This is a genomic window from Micromonospora sp. NPDC049240 (genome assembly GCF_040647835.1).
Classification (GTDB): domain Bacteria; phylum Actinomycetota; class Actinomycetes; order Mycobacteriales; family Micromonosporaceae; genus Micromonospora.
In genome coordinates, this window is sequence record NZ_JBEZCX010000009.1 from 291998 (window position 1) to 310847 (window position 18850).

Annotated in this window: 14 protein-coding genes; 5 read left to right on the top strand and 9 right to left on the bottom strand. The window is 72.7% G+C overall.

What is annotated here, in order from left to right:
• Window positions 1-2: 2 nt before the first annotated feature.
• The 3 genes from AB0B02_RS16585 to AB0B02_RS16595 form a co-directional block, all read right to left on the bottom strand.
• A complete protein-coding gene (locus tag AB0B02_RS16585; protein WP_281937271.1) occupies window positions 3-1427 on the bottom strand; it encodes a hypothetical protein in 1425 nt (474 codons plus the stop codon).
• 13 nt (window positions 1428-1440) lie between these two features.
• Window positions 1441-1878, bottom strand: a complete 438-nt coding sequence (locus AB0B02_RS16590; protein ID WP_281937272.1) for a hypothetical protein — start codon at window positions 1876-1878, stop codon at window positions 1441-1443.
• Between the two features lie 168 nt (window positions 1879-2046).
• Window positions 2047-4032 (bottom strand): TIGR03960 family B12-binding radical SAM protein, encoded by a 1986-nt coding sequence (locus AB0B02_RS16595; RefSeq protein ID WP_357300963.1) that lies wholly within the window; start codon window positions 4030-4032, stop codon window positions 2047-2049.
• A 210-nt stretch (window positions 4033-4242) separates the two neighbouring features.
• Between AB0B02_RS16595 and AB0B02_RS16600 the strand changes: the two genes are divergently transcribed.
• Complete coding sequence (locus AB0B02_RS16600; RefSeq protein ID WP_357300965.1) at window positions 4243-6012, top strand: hypothetical protein; 1770 nt, start codon at window positions 4243-4245, stop codon at window positions 6010-6012.
• A 12-nt stretch (window positions 6013-6024) separates the two neighbouring features.
• Here AB0B02_RS16600 and AB0B02_RS16605 read toward each other — a convergent pair whose 3' ends face one another.
• Both AB0B02_RS16605 and ileS read right to left on the bottom strand, forming a co-directional pair.
• Window positions 6025-6717 (bottom strand): lysophospholipid acyltransferase family protein, encoded by a 693-nt coding sequence (locus tag AB0B02_RS16605; RefSeq protein WP_281937277.1) that lies wholly within the window; start codon window positions 6715-6717, stop codon window positions 6025-6027.
• A gap of 158 nt (window positions 6718-6875) precedes the next feature.
• Complete coding sequence (gene ileS, locus AB0B02_RS16610) at window positions 6876-10022, bottom strand: isoleucine--tRNA ligase (protein WP_357300968.1); 3147 nt, start codon at window positions 10020-10022, stop codon at window positions 6876-6878.
• Window positions 10023-10442: 420 nt separating this feature from the next.
• On the opposite strand from ileS, the gene AB0B02_RS16615 reads away from it, so the two are divergent.
• Together AB0B02_RS16615 and sigJ are read left to right on the top strand one after the other, a co-directional pair.
• Window positions 10443-10886, top strand: a complete 444-nt coding sequence (locus tag AB0B02_RS16615; RefSeq protein WP_281937281.1) for a carboxymuconolactone decarboxylase family protein — start codon at window positions 10443-10445, stop codon at window positions 10884-10886.
• Entirely contained in the window at window positions 10883-11767 is an 885-nt protein-coding gene (sigJ, locus tag AB0B02_RS16620; protein ID WP_281937283.1) for an RNA polymerase sigma factor SigJ, read from the top strand. The genes AB0B02_RS16615 and sigJ overlap by 4 nt, the downstream gene beginning before the upstream one ends.
• A gap of 31 nt (window positions 11768-11798) precedes the next feature.
• On the opposite strand, the gene ndk is transcribed toward sigJ, so the two are convergent.
• Window positions 11799-12224 carry a nucleoside-diphosphate kinase gene (ndk, locus tag AB0B02_RS16625; protein WP_357300970.1) on the bottom strand — a complete coding sequence of 142 codons (426 nt, stop codon included), beginning with the start codon at window positions 12222-12224 and terminating at the stop codon, window positions 11799-11801.
• Between the two features lie 144 nt (window positions 12225-12368).
• Here ndk and AB0B02_RS16630 point away from each other — a divergent pair, with 144 nt between their 5' ends.
• Window positions 12369-13622: a VOC family protein gene (locus AB0B02_RS16630; protein WP_357300973.1), complete on the top strand. Its 1254-nt coding sequence runs from the start codon at window positions 12369-12371 to the stop codon at window positions 13620-13622.
• A 17-nt stretch (window positions 13623-13639) separates the two neighbouring features.
• Here AB0B02_RS16630 and AB0B02_RS16635 read toward each other — a convergent pair whose 3' ends face one another.
• From AB0B02_RS16635 to AB0B02_RS16645, 3 genes are read right to left on the bottom strand one after another with little or no spacing between them, the layout of a single operon-like run.
• Window positions 13640-14053, bottom strand: a complete 414-nt coding sequence (locus AB0B02_RS16635) for a DUF4233 domain-containing protein (RefSeq protein ID WP_357300975.1) — start codon at window positions 14051-14053, stop codon at window positions 13640-13642.
• A complete protein-coding gene (locus tag AB0B02_RS16640; RefSeq protein ID WP_357300977.1) occupies window positions 14050-15393 on the bottom strand; it encodes a folylpolyglutamate synthase/dihydrofolate synthase family protein in 1344 nt (447 codons plus the stop codon). The genes AB0B02_RS16635 and AB0B02_RS16640 overlap by 4 nt, the downstream gene beginning before the upstream one ends.
• A complete protein-coding gene (locus tag AB0B02_RS16645; RefSeq protein WP_281937293.1) occupies window positions 15390-18008 on the bottom strand; it encodes a valine--tRNA ligase in 2619 nt (872 codons plus the stop codon). The genes AB0B02_RS16640 and AB0B02_RS16645 overlap by 4 nt, the downstream gene beginning before the upstream one ends.
• Before the next feature lie 69 nt (window positions 18009-18077).
• Here AB0B02_RS16645 and AB0B02_RS16650 point away from each other — a divergent pair, with 69 nt between their 5' ends.
• Window positions 18078-18755, top strand: coding sequence for a hypothetical protein (locus AB0B02_RS16650; RefSeq protein WP_357300979.1), 678 nt, complete (start codon window positions 18078-18080; stop codon window positions 18753-18755).
• Window positions 18756-18850: the final 95 nt, after the last annotated feature.

The window sequence follows — 18850 nt, forward strand, 5'->3', positions numbered from 1 at the left end:
CCTCATCGCAGGACGCCCGGGGACGCACTGTCACCGGCACCCCACGGATCGTCGTCCTCAGTCAACCACGACGAGTGCTCGGCACCGCCGCCGCCGTGCCCGGCGCCGCCGTGCCCGCCCATCATCCCGCCGCCCATCATGCCCCCGCCGGCACCCGCGCCGGTCGCGTTGCGGAGCGCGCTGGCGGCGCTGGTCAGCGGCGGGACCTTGCCGTTGCCGCCGCCGACCAGGCCGGGCAGCGCACCCACGCCCAGCCCGCCGGCCGCGCCGACACCACCGCCGCCGAGACCACCACCGGCGCCCAGCCCGGCGCCACCACCGCCGAACCCGCCACCGCCACCGACGGTGCCCGGTCCACCGCCACCGAACGCGCTGCCCGGACCACCGGTCGTGATCGTGCCCGGCCCGCCCGCGCCGGCCAGGCCGGTGCCGTAGTCGTGGTCACCCGAGCCCGGGTAGCCGCCACCGGTGACCGGCGGGACGTACGACCCGCCGCCGGTCTGACCGCCGCCGAGATCGACGCCGCCCGTGGTGGGCGGCGGTGAGAACGAACCGCCACCGTACGAACCACCACCGCCACCACCGATGCCGGTGCTGCCCAGCGAGGGCACCTTGCCGCCCCCGCCGCCACCACCGCCGGGCAACCCGGTGTCGGGCACACCGGACGGCGGGACGCGGTTGTCGGGCGTGTAGCCGTCACGCGTGTCATTGGCCGAGGGCTGGGGCACGACCAGCTTCGGGCGTTCCGTCTCCACCGCGGCGGGCAGCGGCGACATCGCCCTGTTGGCCGCCTCCTGGTTGTCCCGGTACCAGTTGTCCAGGTGCGACTTGGTGTCCCACCAGCCACCACGCTTCTGGTCGTCGGCGTTGCCGTCGACCCTCATCGTCGCCTCGAGGTCGTCGGCCTTGTCGCGGAACGCGCCGTCGGCGTAGAGCGACTGGTTCTGCTGGTAGTCGCTGCGCAGCGAGGCGAGGAAGCCGGACTGGCTCTCGCCGTCGCGGGCGTCGTCTAGCTCGGTGCCGCCGGGCAGGCTCCACTCGTTCCAGCCGAAGTCGTCCATCAGCGGGATCGGGATGCTGGCCACCGCCTTGCGGATGTCGCCCTCGATCCGCGACAGCGCGCCGCTGACGTCACTGGCGTGGGTGATCAGCTCCTCGATGTCCTTGCCGATACCGCCCAGGTGCTCGCGGTACGCGTCACCGCCGCTGCCCGTCCAGCCGGCCAGCAGCCCGGGAAGACCGCCGCTGTGCGGGCGTTCCTGACCGGACGCGATCGGACCGACGAACGAGCGCCCGACAAGCGCGTCGCGCAGGTGCCCGAGCCCGGCGGAGAGGTTGCTCCAGCCGACGCCGACCGACCCGACCGTCTCCGGATCCGCGGCGAGCGTCACCTCCCGGACGCAGCGCTCCCAGGTGCCTCCAGCCATGATCGCCTCTCCCTCAGGCCGGGTACGGGTACGTGGGCTGCTGCCCCGCCTCGGGCGGCGGCGCCGCGGACTCCAGCAGCCGCTCGATCTGCTTGCCGTTGGCGGCGTTGCGGGCCTCGGCGTCGCGGAACGCCTTCGCGATGTCCTCGGTGCCCTTCTTCAGCCCGGCCAGCTTGCTGGAGATGGCCTTGAGATGGGCCTCCATGTTGGCCGTCGACCGGGTCAGCGCCGCCCACTGCATCCGCGCGTCCTCGTACGCGCCGAACGGCGTGCCGTTGGGCACCGCCTGGGCGTTGTTGCTGTCGCCCTTCATCCGCTCCTTGATGCGTTCCATCTCGTAGCCGATGGTGTCGTCGACGTACTGCTTGAGGCGCTCGACGTAGTCGGCGGCGGCGTCCAGGTCCTCGACGCTGACGTGCAGGTCGCCGGTGTCCGGCGGCTTGATGCCCATGCTGCTGTCCTCCCCCGCTACCGGCCCGGCCGGTCCAATACGGACGCAGCGTATCGAGGAAGCACCAGCCGGGGCAGCCCCGCCCCGACCATCCGACGGTCGACACGTGACACGACGGAGCGCGGGCCCCGAGGGGTTCCCGCGCTCCGTCACACGTCGGTGCGGGGCTCAGCCCTGGGCCGCCGCGGGCAGCCGCATCCCGCCGACCGGCGTCAGCGGCAGCAGCTTGCGCCCGGTCGGGCCGATCTGGATCTCGGTGTCCATGGACGGGCACACGCCGCAGTCGAAGCAGGGCGTCCAGCGGCAGTCGTCCTGCTCGTACTCGGACAGCGAGTCCTGCCAGTCCTGCCAGAGCCAGTCCTTGTCCAGGCCGGAGTCGAGGTGGTCCCAGGGCAGGACCTCCAACTCCTCGCGCTCCCGGGTGGTGTACCAGTCGAGGTCCACCCCGAACGCCGGCAGCGTCTCGGCCGCCGCGTCCACCCAGCGCTGGTACGAGAAGTGCTCACTCCAGCCGTCGAACCGGCCGCCGTTCTCCCAGACCTTGCGGATCACCGCGCCGACCCGGCGGTCGCCCCGGGACAGCAGGCCCTCGATCAGCGACGGCTCGCCGTCGTGGTAGCGGAAGCCGATCGCCCGGCCCAGCGAACGGTCACTGTTGATCGCCTGCTTGAGCAGCTTGAGCCGGCCGTCGATGACCTCGGGCGTGGACATCGAGGCCCACTGGAACGGGGTGTGCGGCTTCGGCACGAACCCGCCGATGGAGACCGTGCAGCGGATGTCCTTGGACCCGGTGGCCGCACGGCCGGCCCGGATCACCTCGTGCGCCATGTCGGCGATCTCCAGGACGTCCTCGTCCGTCTCGGTGGGCAGGCCGCACATGAAGTAGAGCTTCACCTGCCGCCAGCCGTTGGTGTACGCGGTGACCACGGTGCGGATGAGGTCTTCCTTCGACACCATCTTGTTGATCACCTTGCGGATCCGCTCCGACCCGCCCTCCGGGGCGAAGGTCAGGCCGGTCCGCCGCCCGTTGCGGGACAACTCCTGGGCGAGGTCGATGTTGAACGCGTCCACCCGGGTCGACGGCAGCGACAGCGAGACGTTGGTGCCGGCGTACTGCTCGGCCAGGCCGGAGCACATGTCACCGATCTCGGAGTGGTCGGCCGACGACAACGACAGCAGGCCCACCTCGTGGAAGCCGGAGAACTCCAACCCCTGCTGCACCATCTGGCCGACCGTGGTGATCGAGCGCTCCCGCACCGGGCGGGTGATCATGCCGGCCTGGCAGAACCGGCAGCCCCGCGTGCAGCCCCGGAAGATCTCCACCGCGTACCGCTCGTGGACCGTCTCGGCGAGCGGGACCAGCGGCTTCTTCGGGTACGGCCAGGCGTCCAGATCCATGGTGGTGCGCTTGTGCACCCGGAACGGCACGTCCGGGCGGTTCGGCACGACCCGCTGGATCCGACCGTCGGGCAGGTAGTCGACGTCGTAGAAGCGCGGCACGTAGACGCTCTCGGTGCGGGCCAGCCGCAGCAGCAGCTCCTCCCGGCCGCCCGGGGAGCCCTCGGCCTTCCACTCCCGGACGATGGCGGTGATCTCCAGCACCGCCTCCTCGCCGTCGCCGAGCACCGCGGCGTCGACGAAGTCGGCGATCGGCTCCGGGTTGAACGCGGCGTGCCCACCGGCCACGATCACCGGGTCGGCGTCGGTGCGGTCGGCGGCGAGCAGCGGAATGCCGGCCAGGTCGATCGCGGTGAGCAGGTTGGTGTAGCCCAGCTCGGTGGAGAACGAGACGCCGAACACGTCGAAGTCACGTACCGCGCGGTGCGCGTCGACGGTGAACTGCGGGACCCCGTGGGCGCGCATCAGCGCCTCCAGGTCCGGCCAGACCGCGTACGTACGCTCGGCGAGCACGTCGGGCAGCTCGTTGAGCACCTCGTAGAGAATCTGCACGCCCTGGTTGGGCAGCCCCACCTCGTAGGCGTCCGGGTACATCAGCGCCCAGCGGACGGTCGCCGCGTCCCAGTCCTTGACCACCGCGCCCAACTCGCCCCCGACGTACTGGATGGGCTTGGTCACCTGGGGCAGCAGCGGCTCCAGCCGGGGCCACACGGAATTGGCCGCGACCGGGCGCGGCGTCGTCGACGGGGCACTCATGATGCCCAAGGATACGCGGTCCCCCACCCCGCCCTCCCCCACCGGCACGGTTCCCCTGCCCCTTCCCCGTTGATCAAGGAGTTGGCGCGCGAATCCAGGCCCCGGCCGACGCGAACTCCTTGATCAACGGGCTGGCGGCGGAGGCGGGGATTCGTCGGGGGTGGCGGGGCGGTACTAACCTCGCAACGGGCGCGAGAGGAGATTGCCGCGATGTCGCAGCCGCAGCCGGAGGCGGGCCGGCCGGCCGACGGGGCCGATGGGCCAGCCGTCACCGAGCCGCCGACCGCCGTACCGACGCCGGCCGACGCCGAGGCCACCACCCCGCCGTCCCCACCCGACGCGACGTCCCCACCCGACGAGCCGGAGACGGGGGTGCCGCAGGTGGCGGCGCCCGACGAGGCCCCGGCCGCCGGGGCCGGGGAGCCGGTCACCGCGGGAGCCACCCCGCAGGTCCCCGACCCGTCGGACGCCTCGACGCCGCCGGAGGCATCGGACGCATCGGACGCCTCGAACGCCTCGGCCGACAACGACGCCGTCGGAACCAGCGCCGTCGGGACCGAGGCGGAGCGCGATGCGCCGCCGACCACCGACACCGACACCAGCGCCGACGCCACCCCGGTCGTACCGGTCGTACCGGCCGGCCGTGCCCGCGGCTCCGCGGCCGTGCCCGGCCGCGCCACCCCACCGCCCCCCACCCGGATCGAGAACGGGCCGCATCCCACCCGCGTCGAGAGTGCGCCGGACGCCGTCCCAATGGAGACCGGCCCGAACGCCACCCGCGTCGAGAACGGCCCGAACGCCACCCGCGTCGAGAACGGGCTGGACGCCGCCCGCATGGAGACCGGCCCGAACGCCACCCGCATCGAGAACGGGCCACCGCCGACCCGCGTCGAGCCGCCCGCGCCGCGGTGGAGCGGCTCCGCCGCGGTTCCGCCCCCGCAACCGCGCCGGCGCGGCTGGGGCGAGTCGGCCGAGCCCACCCCGGTACCGCCGGTCGCCTCACCCGAGCACGCCACCCCGGTCGATCCGTGGGCGGGCGTGGACACCACCGGCTGGGACCTCCACTCGGCCGAACTGCCGGCGCCGCCGGCGACCATGCCGTACACCGCGCCCTGGCCGGCGCACCCGGCGCCGCACCCCGCCCCGCCGCCGGGCGCGCGGCCGGTGTCACCGCCGGCGCCCGCCCCGCCGTACCCGGGGCCGCCGGCCGCCCGGCCGGTCTCGCCACCCGCGCACACGCCGCCGTACCCGGCGTCACCCGCCGCCCGCCCGGTGTCACCGCCGGCGCACACCCCGCCGCCGGCCCCGGTGGTCGCCCCCCGGGCGCCGAAGCAGGCCCGGCCGCCGAAGCAGCGCCGGGGCGGGACTCCGCCGCCGGTCGCGCCGCCGCCCGGGTGGCAGGCGCCCAAGGGGTACGCGCCGCGACGCCGACGGCGTCGCTGGCCCTGGGTGCTGCTGCTCTCCGTGGCCTGCTGCTGCGGCGTCCCGCTGTGGTGGGTCCAGCCGCTGTCCAGCCAGTATCCGGCCAGCGCCAGCCTCCCGGACCAGCTCGACTCGATGCAGTTGCGTCAGGACGAGCGCAGCCGGGCCGCCGCCGAGGAGCTGAAGAGCCAGGTACGCCAGGCGGACCTGCTCGCCGAGGACACGTTCGCCGGCATCTACGCCACCGACGACGGCAAGCGGGTGACCCTCTTCGGCAGCACCGGCTTCCGGTTGACGCCGGAGTCCGACGCCGAGGCCGAGCTGAAGCGCCTGGCCGGCAACTACGCCCTGCAAGCCTCGGTCAGCGTGGACACCGGGGTGCGGGGCCGGTACGAGCGCTGCGCGGTCGGCCGGACGGACGACGACGCGGTGGTGGTGTGCACCTCGGTCGACTACGGCAGCCTGACCACTGGCGTGTTCACCCGGCTGTCGGTGGACGACAGCGGCCGGCTGCTGAACGAGCTGCGGGAGCAGGTGGTGGTCCCGAAGAAGTCCTGACCCGGGGCCGGGTCAGGCGGGCGACTCACCCGGCGTCTGCTCGGCGCGCTTCGGCGCGTAGCGCGGGACGTACTCCTGGCCGGTGAGCTTCTGGATCTCGGTCATCAGCTCGTCGGTCATGGTCCGCAGCGACGTCCGGTCGTCGGGCCGGCCGGTGAAGTCCAGCGGCTTGCCGAACTTGATGGTGATCTTGGCGCGACCCGGGCGGGGCACCCGCGTCCCGATCGGCTGGGCCTTGTCGGTGCCGGTCACGCCGACCGGGATGATCGGCACGCCGGCGGCCACCGCCAGCCGGGCCGCGCCGGTGCGCCCGCGGTAGAGGCGCCCGTCCGGCGAGCGGGTGCCCTCCGGATACACCGCGACCAGGTCACCGGCCTTGAGCACCGGGATGGCCGCGTCGAACGCGGACAGCGCCGCCCGACCGCCGGCCCGCTCGACCGGGATCGCACCCAGCCCGGTGAGCACGAACTTGGAGAAGCCGCCCTTCACCCCGGTGCCGTTGAAGTACTCCGACTTGGCCCAGAAGGCCAGGTGGCGGGGCACCACGGTGCCGAGCAGCAGCTCGTCCGCGACGGAGAGGTGGTTGCCCGCGAAGATCGCACCGCCGGTCGCCGGGATGTGCTCCAACCCCTCCACGTGCGGACGGAAGGCCAACCGGAGCGTGGGCGCCACGGTGAGCTTGCCGATGGTGTAGAGCAGGGGCACGGGTCCTCCGGCGGTCGTACGCGGAACAGGCGCTGTCACGGTAGCCGACGCCGCCACCCCCGGCCGAGCGGGTGGCGGGCAGTCCACCCGCCGGTGCGTCGAGTGAGACGGGGCCCCTTCTCTACCGAAGGCGTTAACAAGGGGCCCCGCCTTACACCTCACACGCGGCGGACGCCGACCACCACGCGCTCGCCGTCGCCGACCTCGCCGGTGAAACCGTCGAGGCCCTCGACGAAGTCGACGGTGTCCGCCAGCACCTCCCGCGCCACGAAGTCCGTGAACGCGGCGACCGCCGCGCGCACCTCCTCGGACGCCGACACCGCCACCGTGATGCGGTCCGAGATGTCCAGGTCGGCGTCCCGGCGGGCCTGCTGCACCACCCGGACCACGTCCCGGGCCAGCCCTTCGGCGGCCAGTTCCGGCGTGACCTCGGTGTCCAGCACGACCACGCCCTCACCGCCGGGCAGCGGCGCGGAGTGCTCGGCGTCGGCGGCGACCAGGCGCAGCTCGTACTCGCCCTCGGCCAGGGTGACCCCGGCGGCGACCGGAGCGCCGTCGACGAGTTCCCACTCCCCCGACTTGACCGCCTTGATCACCTGCTGGACGGCCTTGCCGACACGTGGGCCGAGCGCCCGCGGCACCACGGTCAGCACCTGCTGGCAGTACGCCGCCACCTCGCCGGTGAGCACGACCTCCTTCACGTTGACCTCGTCGGCGACCAGCTCGGCGAACGGCCGGAGCTGGTCGGCAACCGGCGACGCCACGGTCAGCGTCGCCAACGGCAGCCGGACCCGCAGGCCCTTCGCCTTGCGCAGCGACAGCGCCGCCGAGGCGACCGCCCGGACGTTGTCCATCGCGGAGACCAGCTCGTGGTCGGCCGGGAACTCGTCCGCCGACGGCCAGTCGGTCAGGTGCACCGACCGCTCGCCGGTCAGCCCGCGCCAGATCTCCTCGGCGGTCAGCGGCGCCAGCGGCGCCACCACCCGGCAGAGCGTCTCCAGCACGGTCGAGAGCGTGTCGAACGCGTCCGCGTCGCCGGCCCAGAACCGGTCCCGCGAGCGACGCACGTACCAGTTGGTCAGCGCGTCCAGGTAGGACCGGACGGTGGCGCAGGCGCCGGAGATGTCGTACGCGTCCATCTGCGCGCCGACGGTCGCCACCAGCTCGTTCGTCTTCGCCAGCACGTACCGGTCGAGCACGTTCGTCGAGTCGGTGCGCCGACGCGCCTGGTAGCCGTCCGCGTTGGCGTAGAGCGTGAAGAAATACCACACGTTCCACAACGGCAGCAGCACCTGACGCACCGCGTCCCGGATGCCCGACTCGGTGACCGCCATGTCCCCGCCGCGCAGCACCGGCGACGACATCAACATCCACCGCATCGCGTCCGACCCGTACGCGTCGAAGACGTGGTAGACGTCCGGGTAGTTGCGCAGGCTCTTGGACATCTTGCGCCCGTCGGAGCCGAGCAGGATGCCGTGGCTCAGGCAGTTGCGGAACGCCGGCCTGTCGAACAGCGCGGTGGCCAGCACGTGCATGGTGTAGAACCAGCCGCGGGTCTGCCCGATGTACTCGACGATGAAGTCGCCCGGGTAGTGGTGCTCGAACCAGTCCCGGTTCTCGAACGGGTAGTGCACCTGGGCGAACGGCATCGAGCCGGACTCGAACCAGCAGTCCAGCACCTCCGGCACCCGGCGCATCATCGACCTGCCCGTCGGGTCGTCCGGGTTGGGGCGGACCAGGTCGTCCACCGCCGGCCGGTGCAGGTCGGTCAGGCGTACGCCGAAGTCGCGCTCGATGTCGTCGAGCGAGCCGTACACGTCGACGCGCGGATAGGTCGGGTCGTCGGAGCGCCACACCGGGATCGGCGAGCCCCAGAACCGGTTCCGGCTGATCGACCAGTCCCGGGCGTTGGCCAGCCACTTGCCGAACGAGCCGTCCTTGATGTGCCCCGGCGTCCAGTTGATCTGCTGGTTCAGCTCGACCATCCGGTCCCGGAACTGCGTCACCGCGACGAACCACGACGACACCGCCTTGTAGACAAGCGGCGTGTCGCAGCGCCAGCAGTGCGGGTACGAGTGGGTGTAGACGTCCTGCCGCAACACCACCCCCCGCTCCTTCAGCTCCCGGATCACCGGCTTGTTCACGTCGAAGACCTGCTCGCCCTGGTACGGCGGGACCAGCGCGGTGAACCGGGTGTGGTCGTCCACGGTGACCACGGTCGGGATGCCGGCCGCGTTGCAGGTGTTCTGGTCGTCCTCGCCGAACGCGGGCGCCAGGTGGACGATCCCGGTGCCGTCCTCGGTGGTCACGAACTCCGCGCCGAGCACCTGGTAGGCGTTCGGCCCGGCCGGCTCGACCAGGAAGTCGTAGAGCGGCGTGTAGCGGCGACCGACCAGGTCCCGGCCGTACACGGTGCCGACCTGCTGGTACCCCTCCAGCTCCTTGGCGTACGCGCCGAGCCGGGCCGCGCCGACCACGTACCGCTCGCCGTCGCGCTCCAGCACCGCGTACTCGATGTCGGGGCCGACGGCGAGCGCCAGGTTCGACGGCAGCGTCCACGGCGTGGTGGTCCAGACGCCCAGCCTGACCGGCCCGCGCAGCGGCTCCGGCGCGTTCTCGTCGGCGGTCAGCTCGAACCACACGGTCAGCGTCGGGTCGTGCCGGTCCCGGTAGACGTCGTCCATCCGGGTCTCGGTGTTCGACAGCGGGGTCTCGCACCGCCAGCAGTACGCCAGCACCCGGAAGCCCTCGTAGACCAGGCCCTTGTCGTGCAGCGTCTTGAAGGCCCACATGACGCTTTCCATGTAGTCCAGGTCGAGCGTCTTGTAGTCGTTGGCGAAGTCGACCCAGCGGGCCTGCCGGGTGACGTAGCGCTCCCAGTCCTGGGTGAACTCCAGCACGCTGGCCCGGCAGGCGTCGTTGAACCGCGCCACGCCGAGGTCGAGGATCTCTGCCTTGCTGGTGATACCGAGCTGCTTCTCGGCCACCACCTCGGCCGGCAGCCCGTGGCAGTCCCAGCCGAACCGGCGCTCGACGTGCCGCCCGCGCATGGTCTGGTAGCGCGGCACCACGTCCTTGACGTAGCCGGTGAAGAGGTGGCCGTAGTGCGGCAGGCCGTTGGCGAACGGCGGGCCGTCGTAGAAGACGTACTCGTTCTTGCCGTCATCTCCGGCGGGGCGGGCCTCCACGGAGGCTTCGAAGGTCTTGTCGGTGGTCCAGTGCTCCAGCACCCGACGCTCGACCGCGGGCAGGTCCGGGCTCGCCGGGACACCGGCGCCGGTCGGGTCGTGCAACGGATAGGCCATCGGGGGTCGCTCTCCTCGCGCAGCTCACTCGTCGGTGGGTCTGCGAGGACGAACCTTCCGGGTACGCCTGGAACGACGCCCCCGGGTGGTCCGCGGTACCACCCCGCTTGGCGGTCGAGGTGCGACCGCCCGCTCGTTGGTCGGCTGTGACGGGCCGTCCCGTCCGGTTCTACTGAGCCGGTTGCCCGGCCGTTCTTCCGGAGGCTCGCCGGTGATGGCCGGGTCGACGCCTGTGCGCCCCAGCCTACCCTCCCCGCCCACCCCGCCGCCTCCGAGTAAGGAGGGGCCCCCTGTTAACGCATACGGATTGGCGGGGCCCCCTCCTAACACCCCGCATGACCGGCGTCACACCGTCGGGCGTCACACCGGCCGGCGTCGGATCCGTCGTGTGGGCGTACCGACGACACGAGGGAGAAGACGATGAGCCGGATCAACCTGGCGACGGTGGCGCCGGAGGCGTACCGGGCGGTGCTCGGGCTGGAGACCTACGTCCGGGGCGCCCTGGACCACACCGTGCTGGAGCTGGTGAAGGTGCGGGCGTCGATGCTCAACGGCTGCGCGTTCTGCGTGGACATGCACACCCGGGACGCGCTGGGCGCCGGGGAGGACAGCCGGCGACTGTTCGCGGTGGCGGCCTGGCGGGAGGCGCCGTCGTTCTTCGACGAGCGGGAGCGGACCGCGCTGGCGCTGACCGACGCGGTCACCCGGCTCGGCGAGCACGGCGTGCCGGACGACGTGTGGGACGCCGCCGCGAAGGTCTGGTCGGAGAAGGAGCTGGCGGACCTCGTCGTCGCGATCGCCACAATCAACGTGTGGAACCGAATCGTGATCAGCAGTCGGACCCAGCCACCGCTCGAGGTGTGACCGCCACTGGGGCGGCGGAGTCGGCCGGTGCGCTCACCGCGCACCGGCCGATGCTGCTCGGCCTGGCCTACCGGCTGCTGGGCAGCCTGCACGACGCCGAGGACGTGCTCCAGGAGGCGTACCTGCGCTGGCTCGGCGTGGACCGGGAAACGGTCACCGAACCGCGCCGTTACCTGTCCCGGGTGGTGACCCGGCTGGCGCTGGACCGGCTGCGCGCCCGGCAGGCCGCCCGGGAGACGTACGTCGGCCCGTGGCTGCCCGAGCCGGTGCCCACCGACCCGTCGCCGTTCGGGCCGCTGGAGACCGTCGAGCTGCGGGAGACGGTCTCCACCGCCCTGCTGCACCTGCTGGAACAGCTCACCCCGCCGGAGCGGGCGGTCTACGTGCTGCACACCGCGTTCGCGCTGCCGTACGCGGAGATCGGCGACATCCTGGACCGGTCGGCGGCGGACTGCCGCCAGCTGCACCACCGCGCGGCGGCCCGGCTGACCGAGCAGCGGCGGCGCTTCACCGCCGGCCCGGCCGAGCAGCGACGACTGCTCGACGCGTTCCTCGCCGCGGCGCGCGACGGTGACCTGGCCCGGCTGACCGATCTGGTCGCGGCCGACGCCACCGCCTGGTCCGACGGCGGCGGGCGGATCCGCGCGGCCCGCAACCCGCTGTACGGCGCGGACCGGATCGCCCGCTTCTTCGCCGGGGTGTACGGCCGCCGGCGGCCCGGGGTGCGGATCACGTCGGTCGAGCTCAACGGCGCGCCGGCGCTGGTGCTGAGCTGGCCGGACGGCACCCACTACACGCTCGGGGTCGCCGCGGCCGGCGGCCGGATCACCGGCGTCTACCTGGTCGGCAACCCCGACAAGCTCACCCGGGTCGCCGGCTGAACCGGACGGGCCCGCGCCGGTCGGGGTGCGGTCAGTCCAGCTCGGGGAACCAGAGCGCGATCTCGCTCTTGGCGCTGTCCGTCGAGTCGGAGGCGTGCACCAGGTTCTCCCGGTTCGACAGCGACAGGTCGCCACGGATGGTGCCGGCGGCGGCCTTGCGGCCGTCGGTGCTGCCGATCATGCCGCGCACCACCTCGATCACCTGGTCGCCGGAGAGCACCAACGCCACCAGCGGGCCGCCGGTCATGAACCTCTTCAGCGGCGGGTAGAACGGCTTGTCGACGTGCTCGGCGTAGTGCTGGTCGGCGAAGTCGCCGTCGACGGTCCGGTGCACCAACGCGTCGATCCGCAGGCCCTTGCGCTCGAAACGGGACAGGATCTCACCCACCAGACCGCGGCGCACCGCGTCGGGCTTGATCAGTACGAGCGTCCGCTCTGCCGGGCTGCTGCTGGACACGCTGGTTTCCTCCTGTGCACGAACCGGGGTCAGGCTGGGTACGGTCAGCGTAGCGACCCGGTCCCGGCGCCGGCGCGGCGGCTGCGTCTTCCCTGGCCCGCCGCGGCGGCCTAGCCTGGCCTTGGAACCCCTGGGAGGTCCACTGTGGCGAATGGCGGGAACCGCACCATCGCGCCGGTACGCAAACTGATCGGCGCGGTGCTGGGCACCGTGGCCGCCTTCGTGACCCTGTTCGGGCTCGGCATGACCAGTTGGGCGATCGTGGCGCTCGGCGTCGCGCTGCTCGTGCTCGCGATAGCCCTGGCCACGGTGCGCGGCGGTGGCCGCACCTGGGTGATCGGCCTGGGGCACGTGCACAGCGCGTCCGAGCCGCCCACGCAGTACGCGTTCGGTCGCTGCGAGTTGCAGCTGGTGATCGACGCCCCCGGGCTGCCACCCCGCTCCAAGAAGATCATCGAGCCCCGGGTGCCGGTGGCCAAGTGGCCCTCGCTCGGCCAGGCGCTGCCGGTCCGGGTGGCCCTCGACGACCAGCGCCACGTCCGGGTGCTCTGGGACGAGGTGCCCACCCACGCCGAGAACGCCGCCACGGTCGCCGACCTGCCGCCCGAGTACGCCGAGCCGGAACAGCCGCTCGACGAGCCGCTCATCGGGCAGGAGGCGCCGCCGTGGGCCGGGCGCGCCCCGGAGGACGACTTCCGCGACGACTACCCGCCCGCACCGGACCCGCTGCTGGACGACGTCACGCTGCGCGGCGAGGACCGCGAGCCGGTGGTGATGCACCAGCGGCCCGGCGGCCCGGTCGTGCTGGAGGGGCAACTGGTCGAGCCGACCACCCTCGGCCCGCTCCCGCGCCGCGCGCCGGCGCCCCGCCCGCCGGCCGAGGAGCAGGACCCGGACACGGTCCCGGTGGAGTCGATCGACGTGCCGCTGGACGCTCCCGGGTCCGCCACCGCGCCCACCCCGCAGGAGCTGGACGAGGCCATCTTCGGCCCGGTCGGCGACGCCGAGCCGGACGAGCTGGCCAGCCCGATCAGCGGGGTCGGCATCACGCTGCTCGTCACCGACCTGGACCGGTCCCTCGACTTCTACCGGGAGCTGGGCTTCGACGAGATGGACCGGGGCGAGGGCAACGCCGTGCTCTCCTCCGGGCCGACCCGACTGGTGCTGCGCCGGGTGACCGGGGCCGCCCCGATCAGCCGCCGGCTGGTGCACGTCAACCTGGAGGTCGACGACATCCAGGCGGCGTACGAGCGGCTGCGTGAGTCCGGCGTGCGCTTCACGTACGCCCCGCGGGTGGTCAACCGGGGCACCAAGCTGGAGGTCTGGGCCGCTGCCTTCCGCGACCCGGACGGCCACGGCGTCGCCCTCACCCAGTGGCGCACCCTCGCCGACGCCTGACCGCCCGCCCTCGGCGCTCAGCCGAGGATGACCCGGCGCACGTGCAACGCGTACGCCCACACCAACGCGAAGATCACGCCGAGCCCGAACAGCGACCAGTGCAGCAGCCCGGAGAGCAGCAGCAGGCCCTGGAGCACGGTGCCGGCGTGCCAGGCCCAGGGGCGGCGCATCATGCCGGCCAGCACCACACAGGCGACCGCCAGCGCGACGATCACGCCGATCGCGGCGCCGCCCAGGTCACCGCCGACCACCCGGATCGGCTGGATGGCCAGCAGCAGCACCAGCGCCTCCAGCGCGAGCGTGCCGGCGCCCAGCCCGCGTACCGCCCGGTCCGGGTTGCGCAGCCCGGAGCGGCGGACGCCGCCCGGCTGCTCCGATCCCGGCTGCTCCGACCCCGGCTGCGCGTCCGGGCGCTGCTCCGGGCCGGTCATCGCTTGAGCAGCCGGCGGGCGTCGGCCACGGTCACCACCGAACCGGTGATCAGCACGCCCACCCCGGCCAGCTCGCCCGGCACGTCGGACTCGGCCTCCGCCACCGCCGCCTCGATGGCGTCGGGCATGTCCCGGGCCACCTGCACCCGGTCCGGCCCGAAGACCTCCCGGGCCAGCTCGGCCAGCTCGTCGACAGGCATCGCCCGGGGCGAGCTGTTCTCCGCGACCACGATCGTGTCCAGCACCGGCTCCAGCAGTTCGAGCAGGCCCGCCGCGTCCTTGTCGCCGAGCACCGCCAGCACGCCGACGAGCTTGCTGAACGCGAACTCCTCCTGGAGCGCGGCCACGGTGGCGGCCATCCCGTGCGGGTTGTGCGCGCCGTCGAGCAGCACCGTCGGCGCGGTACGCACCCGCTCCAGCCGGCCCGGGGAGCTGGTCGCCGCGAAGCCCTCCCGGACCGCCTCGACGTCGAGCTGCCGCCGCGCGCCGGCCCCCAGGAACGCCTCCACGGCGGCCAGCGCCACGGCCGCGTTCTGCGCCTGGTGCGCACCGTGCAGCGGAATGAAGATCTCCTCGTACACCCCGCCCAGGCCCTGGATGGTCAACACCTGACCACCGACGGCGACGGCCCGGCGCATCACCCCGAACTCGGCGCCCTCCCGGGCGACCGTGGCGTTGACCTCGGCGCAGCGTTCCAGGATCGGCCGGGCCGCCTCCTCCTCCTGCGCCGCGGCGATCACCGTGGCGCCGGGGTGGATGATGCCCGCCTTGTGCAGCGCGATGTCCTCGATCGTGTCGCCCAGCCACTCGGTGTGGTCCAGTCCGATCGGCGTGATCACCGCGACGCCGGCCTGGATCACGTTTGTCGCGTCCTCCGCGCCGCCCAGCCCGACCTCCACCACCGCCACGTCGACGGGGGCGTCGGCGAACGTGGCGAACGCCAGCGCCGTGGTCAGGTCGAAGTACGTCAGCGGCTCGGCGGAACGCTGGTCGACCAGCTCGGCCAACGGCGCGATCTCCCGGTACGTGGAGACGAACCGTTCCTCGCTCACCGGCTCGCCGTCCAGGCTGATCCGCTCCCGGACGGTCTCCAGGTGCGGGCTGGTGTAACGCCCGGTGTGCAGCCCGAACGCCCGCAACAGCGAATCGATCATCCGGGCCGTCGAGGTCTTGCCGTTGGTGCCGGTCAGGTGGATCGACGGGTACGCCCGCTGCGGACTGCCGAGCAGGTCCAGCAGGCTCTCGATCTTCTCCAGCTCGAACCGCATCCGGGTGAAGCCGCGCGCGTTCAGCGCGGCCTCCACCTCGACGAACGCGGCGTGGTCGGTACGGTCGCTCACGATGTCAGCGCCTCCAGAGCGGCGTCGATCCGGGCCAGGTCCGTCTCGGCCACCGCCAGCCGCTCCCGGATCTTCGCGACCACCGGCTCGGGCGCCTTGCCGACGAACGCCGGATTGTTCAACTTCGCCCGCGCCTGGGTGGCCTCCTTCTCGGCCGCCGCGCGGTCCTTGGTGAGCCGGGCACGCTCGGCCGCCACGTCGATCGCGCCGCGGGTGTCGAGCGCGACGCTCACCTCGCCGGGCATGGCCAACGTGGCGCTGGCCTGGAAGTCGTCGCCGGGCGCGTCGAGCCGGGCCAGCGACCGGATCAGCGGCTCGTGCGCCGCGACGCCCGCGCCGGCCAGGCCGTCGAGCCGGGCGGCGACCCGCTGGGTCGGCCGCAGCCCCTGGTCCGAGCGGAACCGGCGGACCTCGGTGACCACCCGCTGCAACGTGGCGACCTCCGCCTCCGCGGCGTCGTCGATCCCGGTACGGTCCACCGCCGGCCACCGGGCCGCCAGCAGCGTCTCCGCGCCGGTCAGCGCGGCCCACAGCTCGTCGGTGACGAACGGGATCACCGGGTGCAGCAACCGCAGCAACTGGTCCAGCACGTGGCCCAGCACCCGGCGGGTGGCGTCGGCCGCCGGCCCGCCCTCGGCGAGCACCGACTTGCTCAGCTCCACGTACCAGTCGCAGACGTCGTCCCAGGCGAAGTGGTACAGCAGGTCGCAGACCTTGGCGAACTCGTACGCCTCGAACTGCTCGTCCACCTCGGCGGTGACGTGCGCCAACCGGGACAGGATCCACCTGTCGACGGTCGACAACTCATTGGCCGCCGGCAGCGGACCGTCGGTGTGCGCGCCGTTGAGCAGCGCGAACCGGGTGGCGTTCCACAGCTTGTTGCAGAAGTTACGGGAGCCCTGACACCACTCCTCGCTGACCGGCACGTCCTGGCCCGGGTTGGCGCCGCGGGCCAGCGTGAACCGGGTGGCGTCGGCGCCGAACCGGTCGATCCAGTCGAGCGGGTCGACCACGTTGCCGAACGACTTCGACATCTTCTTGCCGTGCTCGTCGCGGACCATGCCGTGCAGCGCCACCACGTCGAACGGCTGGACGCCGTCCATCGCGTACAGGCCGAACATCATCATCCGGGCGACCCAGAAGAACAGGATGTCGTAGCCGGTGACCAGCACACTGGTCGGGTAGAACTTGGCCAGGTCCGGCGTCTGCTCCGGCCAGCCGAGCGTGGAGAACGGCCAGAGGCCGCTGGAGAACCAGGTGTCCAGCACGTCCTCGTCCTGGTGCCAGCCCTCGCCGGTGGGGGCGGCCTCGTCCGGCCCGACGCAGACGATCTCGCCGGCCGGGCCGTACCAGACCGGGATGCGGTGGCCCCACCAGAGCTGGCGGGAGATGCACCAGTCGTGCATGTTGTCCACCCAGGCGAAGTAGCGCTTGGCCAGTTCGGCCGGCTCGACCTTCACCCGGCCGTCCCGCACCGCGTCGCCGGCCGCCTTGGCCAGCGGCCCGGTGTTGACGAACCACTGCAACGACAGGCGCGGTTCGACTGTCGTCTTGCACCGCGAGCAGTGCCCCACCGCGTGCAGGTACGGCCGCTTCTCGGCCACGATCCGGCCCTGCTCGCGCAGTGCCGCCACGATCGCCGGGCGGGCCTCGTACCGGTCCAGGCCCTGGAACGGCCCCGGCGCGGTGATCACGCCCCGCTCGTCCATGATCGTCAGCGAGGGCAGGTCGTGCCGCTGCCCGATCTCGAAGTCGTTCGGGTCGTGCGCCGGGGTCACCTTGACCATGCCGGTGCCGAAGCTCGGGTCGACGTGCTCGTCCGCGACGATCGGGATGCGCCGGTCGGTGAGCGGCAGCGCCACCTCGGTGCCGATCAGGTGCTGGTACCGCTCGTCGTCCGGGTGCACCGCGACCGCGGTGTCGCCGAGCATCGTCTCGGCCCGGGTGGTGGCCACCACGACCTCGTCGCCGTAGCGGATCGAGACCAGCTCGCCCTCGTCGTCGGTGTGCTCGACCTCGATGTCGGAGAGCGCGGTGAGGCAGCGCGGGCACCAGTTGATGATCCGGTTGGCCCGGTAGATCAGCCCGTCGTCGAAGAGCTTCTTGAACATGGTCTGCACGGCCCGGGAGAGGCCCTCGTCCATGGTGAAGCGCTCCCGGTCCCAGTCGACCGCGTCGCCGAGCCGGCGCATCTGGCCCAGGATCGCGCCGCCGGACTCGGCCTTCCACTGCCAGACCCGCTCGACGAACTTCTCCCGCCCGAGATCGTGGCGGGACAGCCCCTCACCGGCGAGCTGCCGCTCGACCAGGTTCTGGGTGGCGATGCCGGCGTGATCCATGCCGGGCAGCCAGAGCGCCTCGAAGCCCTGCATCCGCTTGCGCCGGGTGAGCGCGTCCATCAGCGTGTGCTCGAACGCGTGGCCCATGTGCAGCGAGCCGGTGACGTTCGGCGGCGGGATGACGATGGCGAACGGCGGCTTGTCACTCTCCGCCGACGCCCGGAAGTGCCCGCCGGCTACCCACTGCTCGTACCGTCGCTGCTCTACCTCGCCGGGCTGGTACTGGCCGGCAAGGGTCGGGGCGTCGGGGCGTCGGGCATCCAGTCTCTCGGTCACTCTCAAAGTCTACGGAGCGCTTCCGGAGACCTGACGTGCGCCACCGGTGATTCGCGTACGGTGGCGGACATGTCCGACGCGCATCTCACCGAGCGTCAGGTCGACGGGGGTCACGGTCCGGTCGAGCTGACCGACGAGCCGATCCGACTGAGCCGCCGCGACCCCGCGCTGGAACCCGAACGACGGCCCGTCTCGCGGCGTCGAAAGGTCGTGCTGGCCGCGGTCCTGGCGGCCGGCCTCGCCGGCGCGGGCGCGCTCGGCCTGGGCGGCTGGCGGGTGCTCCAGCAGAAGGACGCCGAGCTGACCCAGCCGCCCGGGGTGGCCGGGCTCACCCGCGACGACAGCGACCGGGCCCGCAGCACGGCCGAGTACCTGCGCGACGGATTCGCCGCCGACATCGACCTGGATCGCAGCTTCGGCGCGGTCTACTCGGACCCGGCGGACGCCAAGCGGTCGGTGCTGCTGTTCGGCGGCACCACGCTGCTCTGGCAGCCCGAACGGGACCTGGACACGCTCTTCGGCCTGATGGCCGACGAGACCGGCAAGGTCGCCGCGGTACGCGAGGTCGACGCCGGCCGGCTGGGCGGCGTGATGAAGTGCGGCACCACGAGCGGCGACGGCGGTGACTTCGCGGTGTGCGGCTGGGCCGATCACGGCAGCGTGGCGATGGGGATGTTCCCCGGCCGGGCGGTCGACGACGCCGCGACGTTGTTCCGGGAGATCCGCGAGGGCGTGCAGCGTCGGTGAAACGCAGTTCAGGGCCACCCCGAAGGGTGGCCCTGAACTGGAAGATTGTCCGGCGGTGTCCTACTCTCCCACACCCTCCCGAGTGCAGTACCATC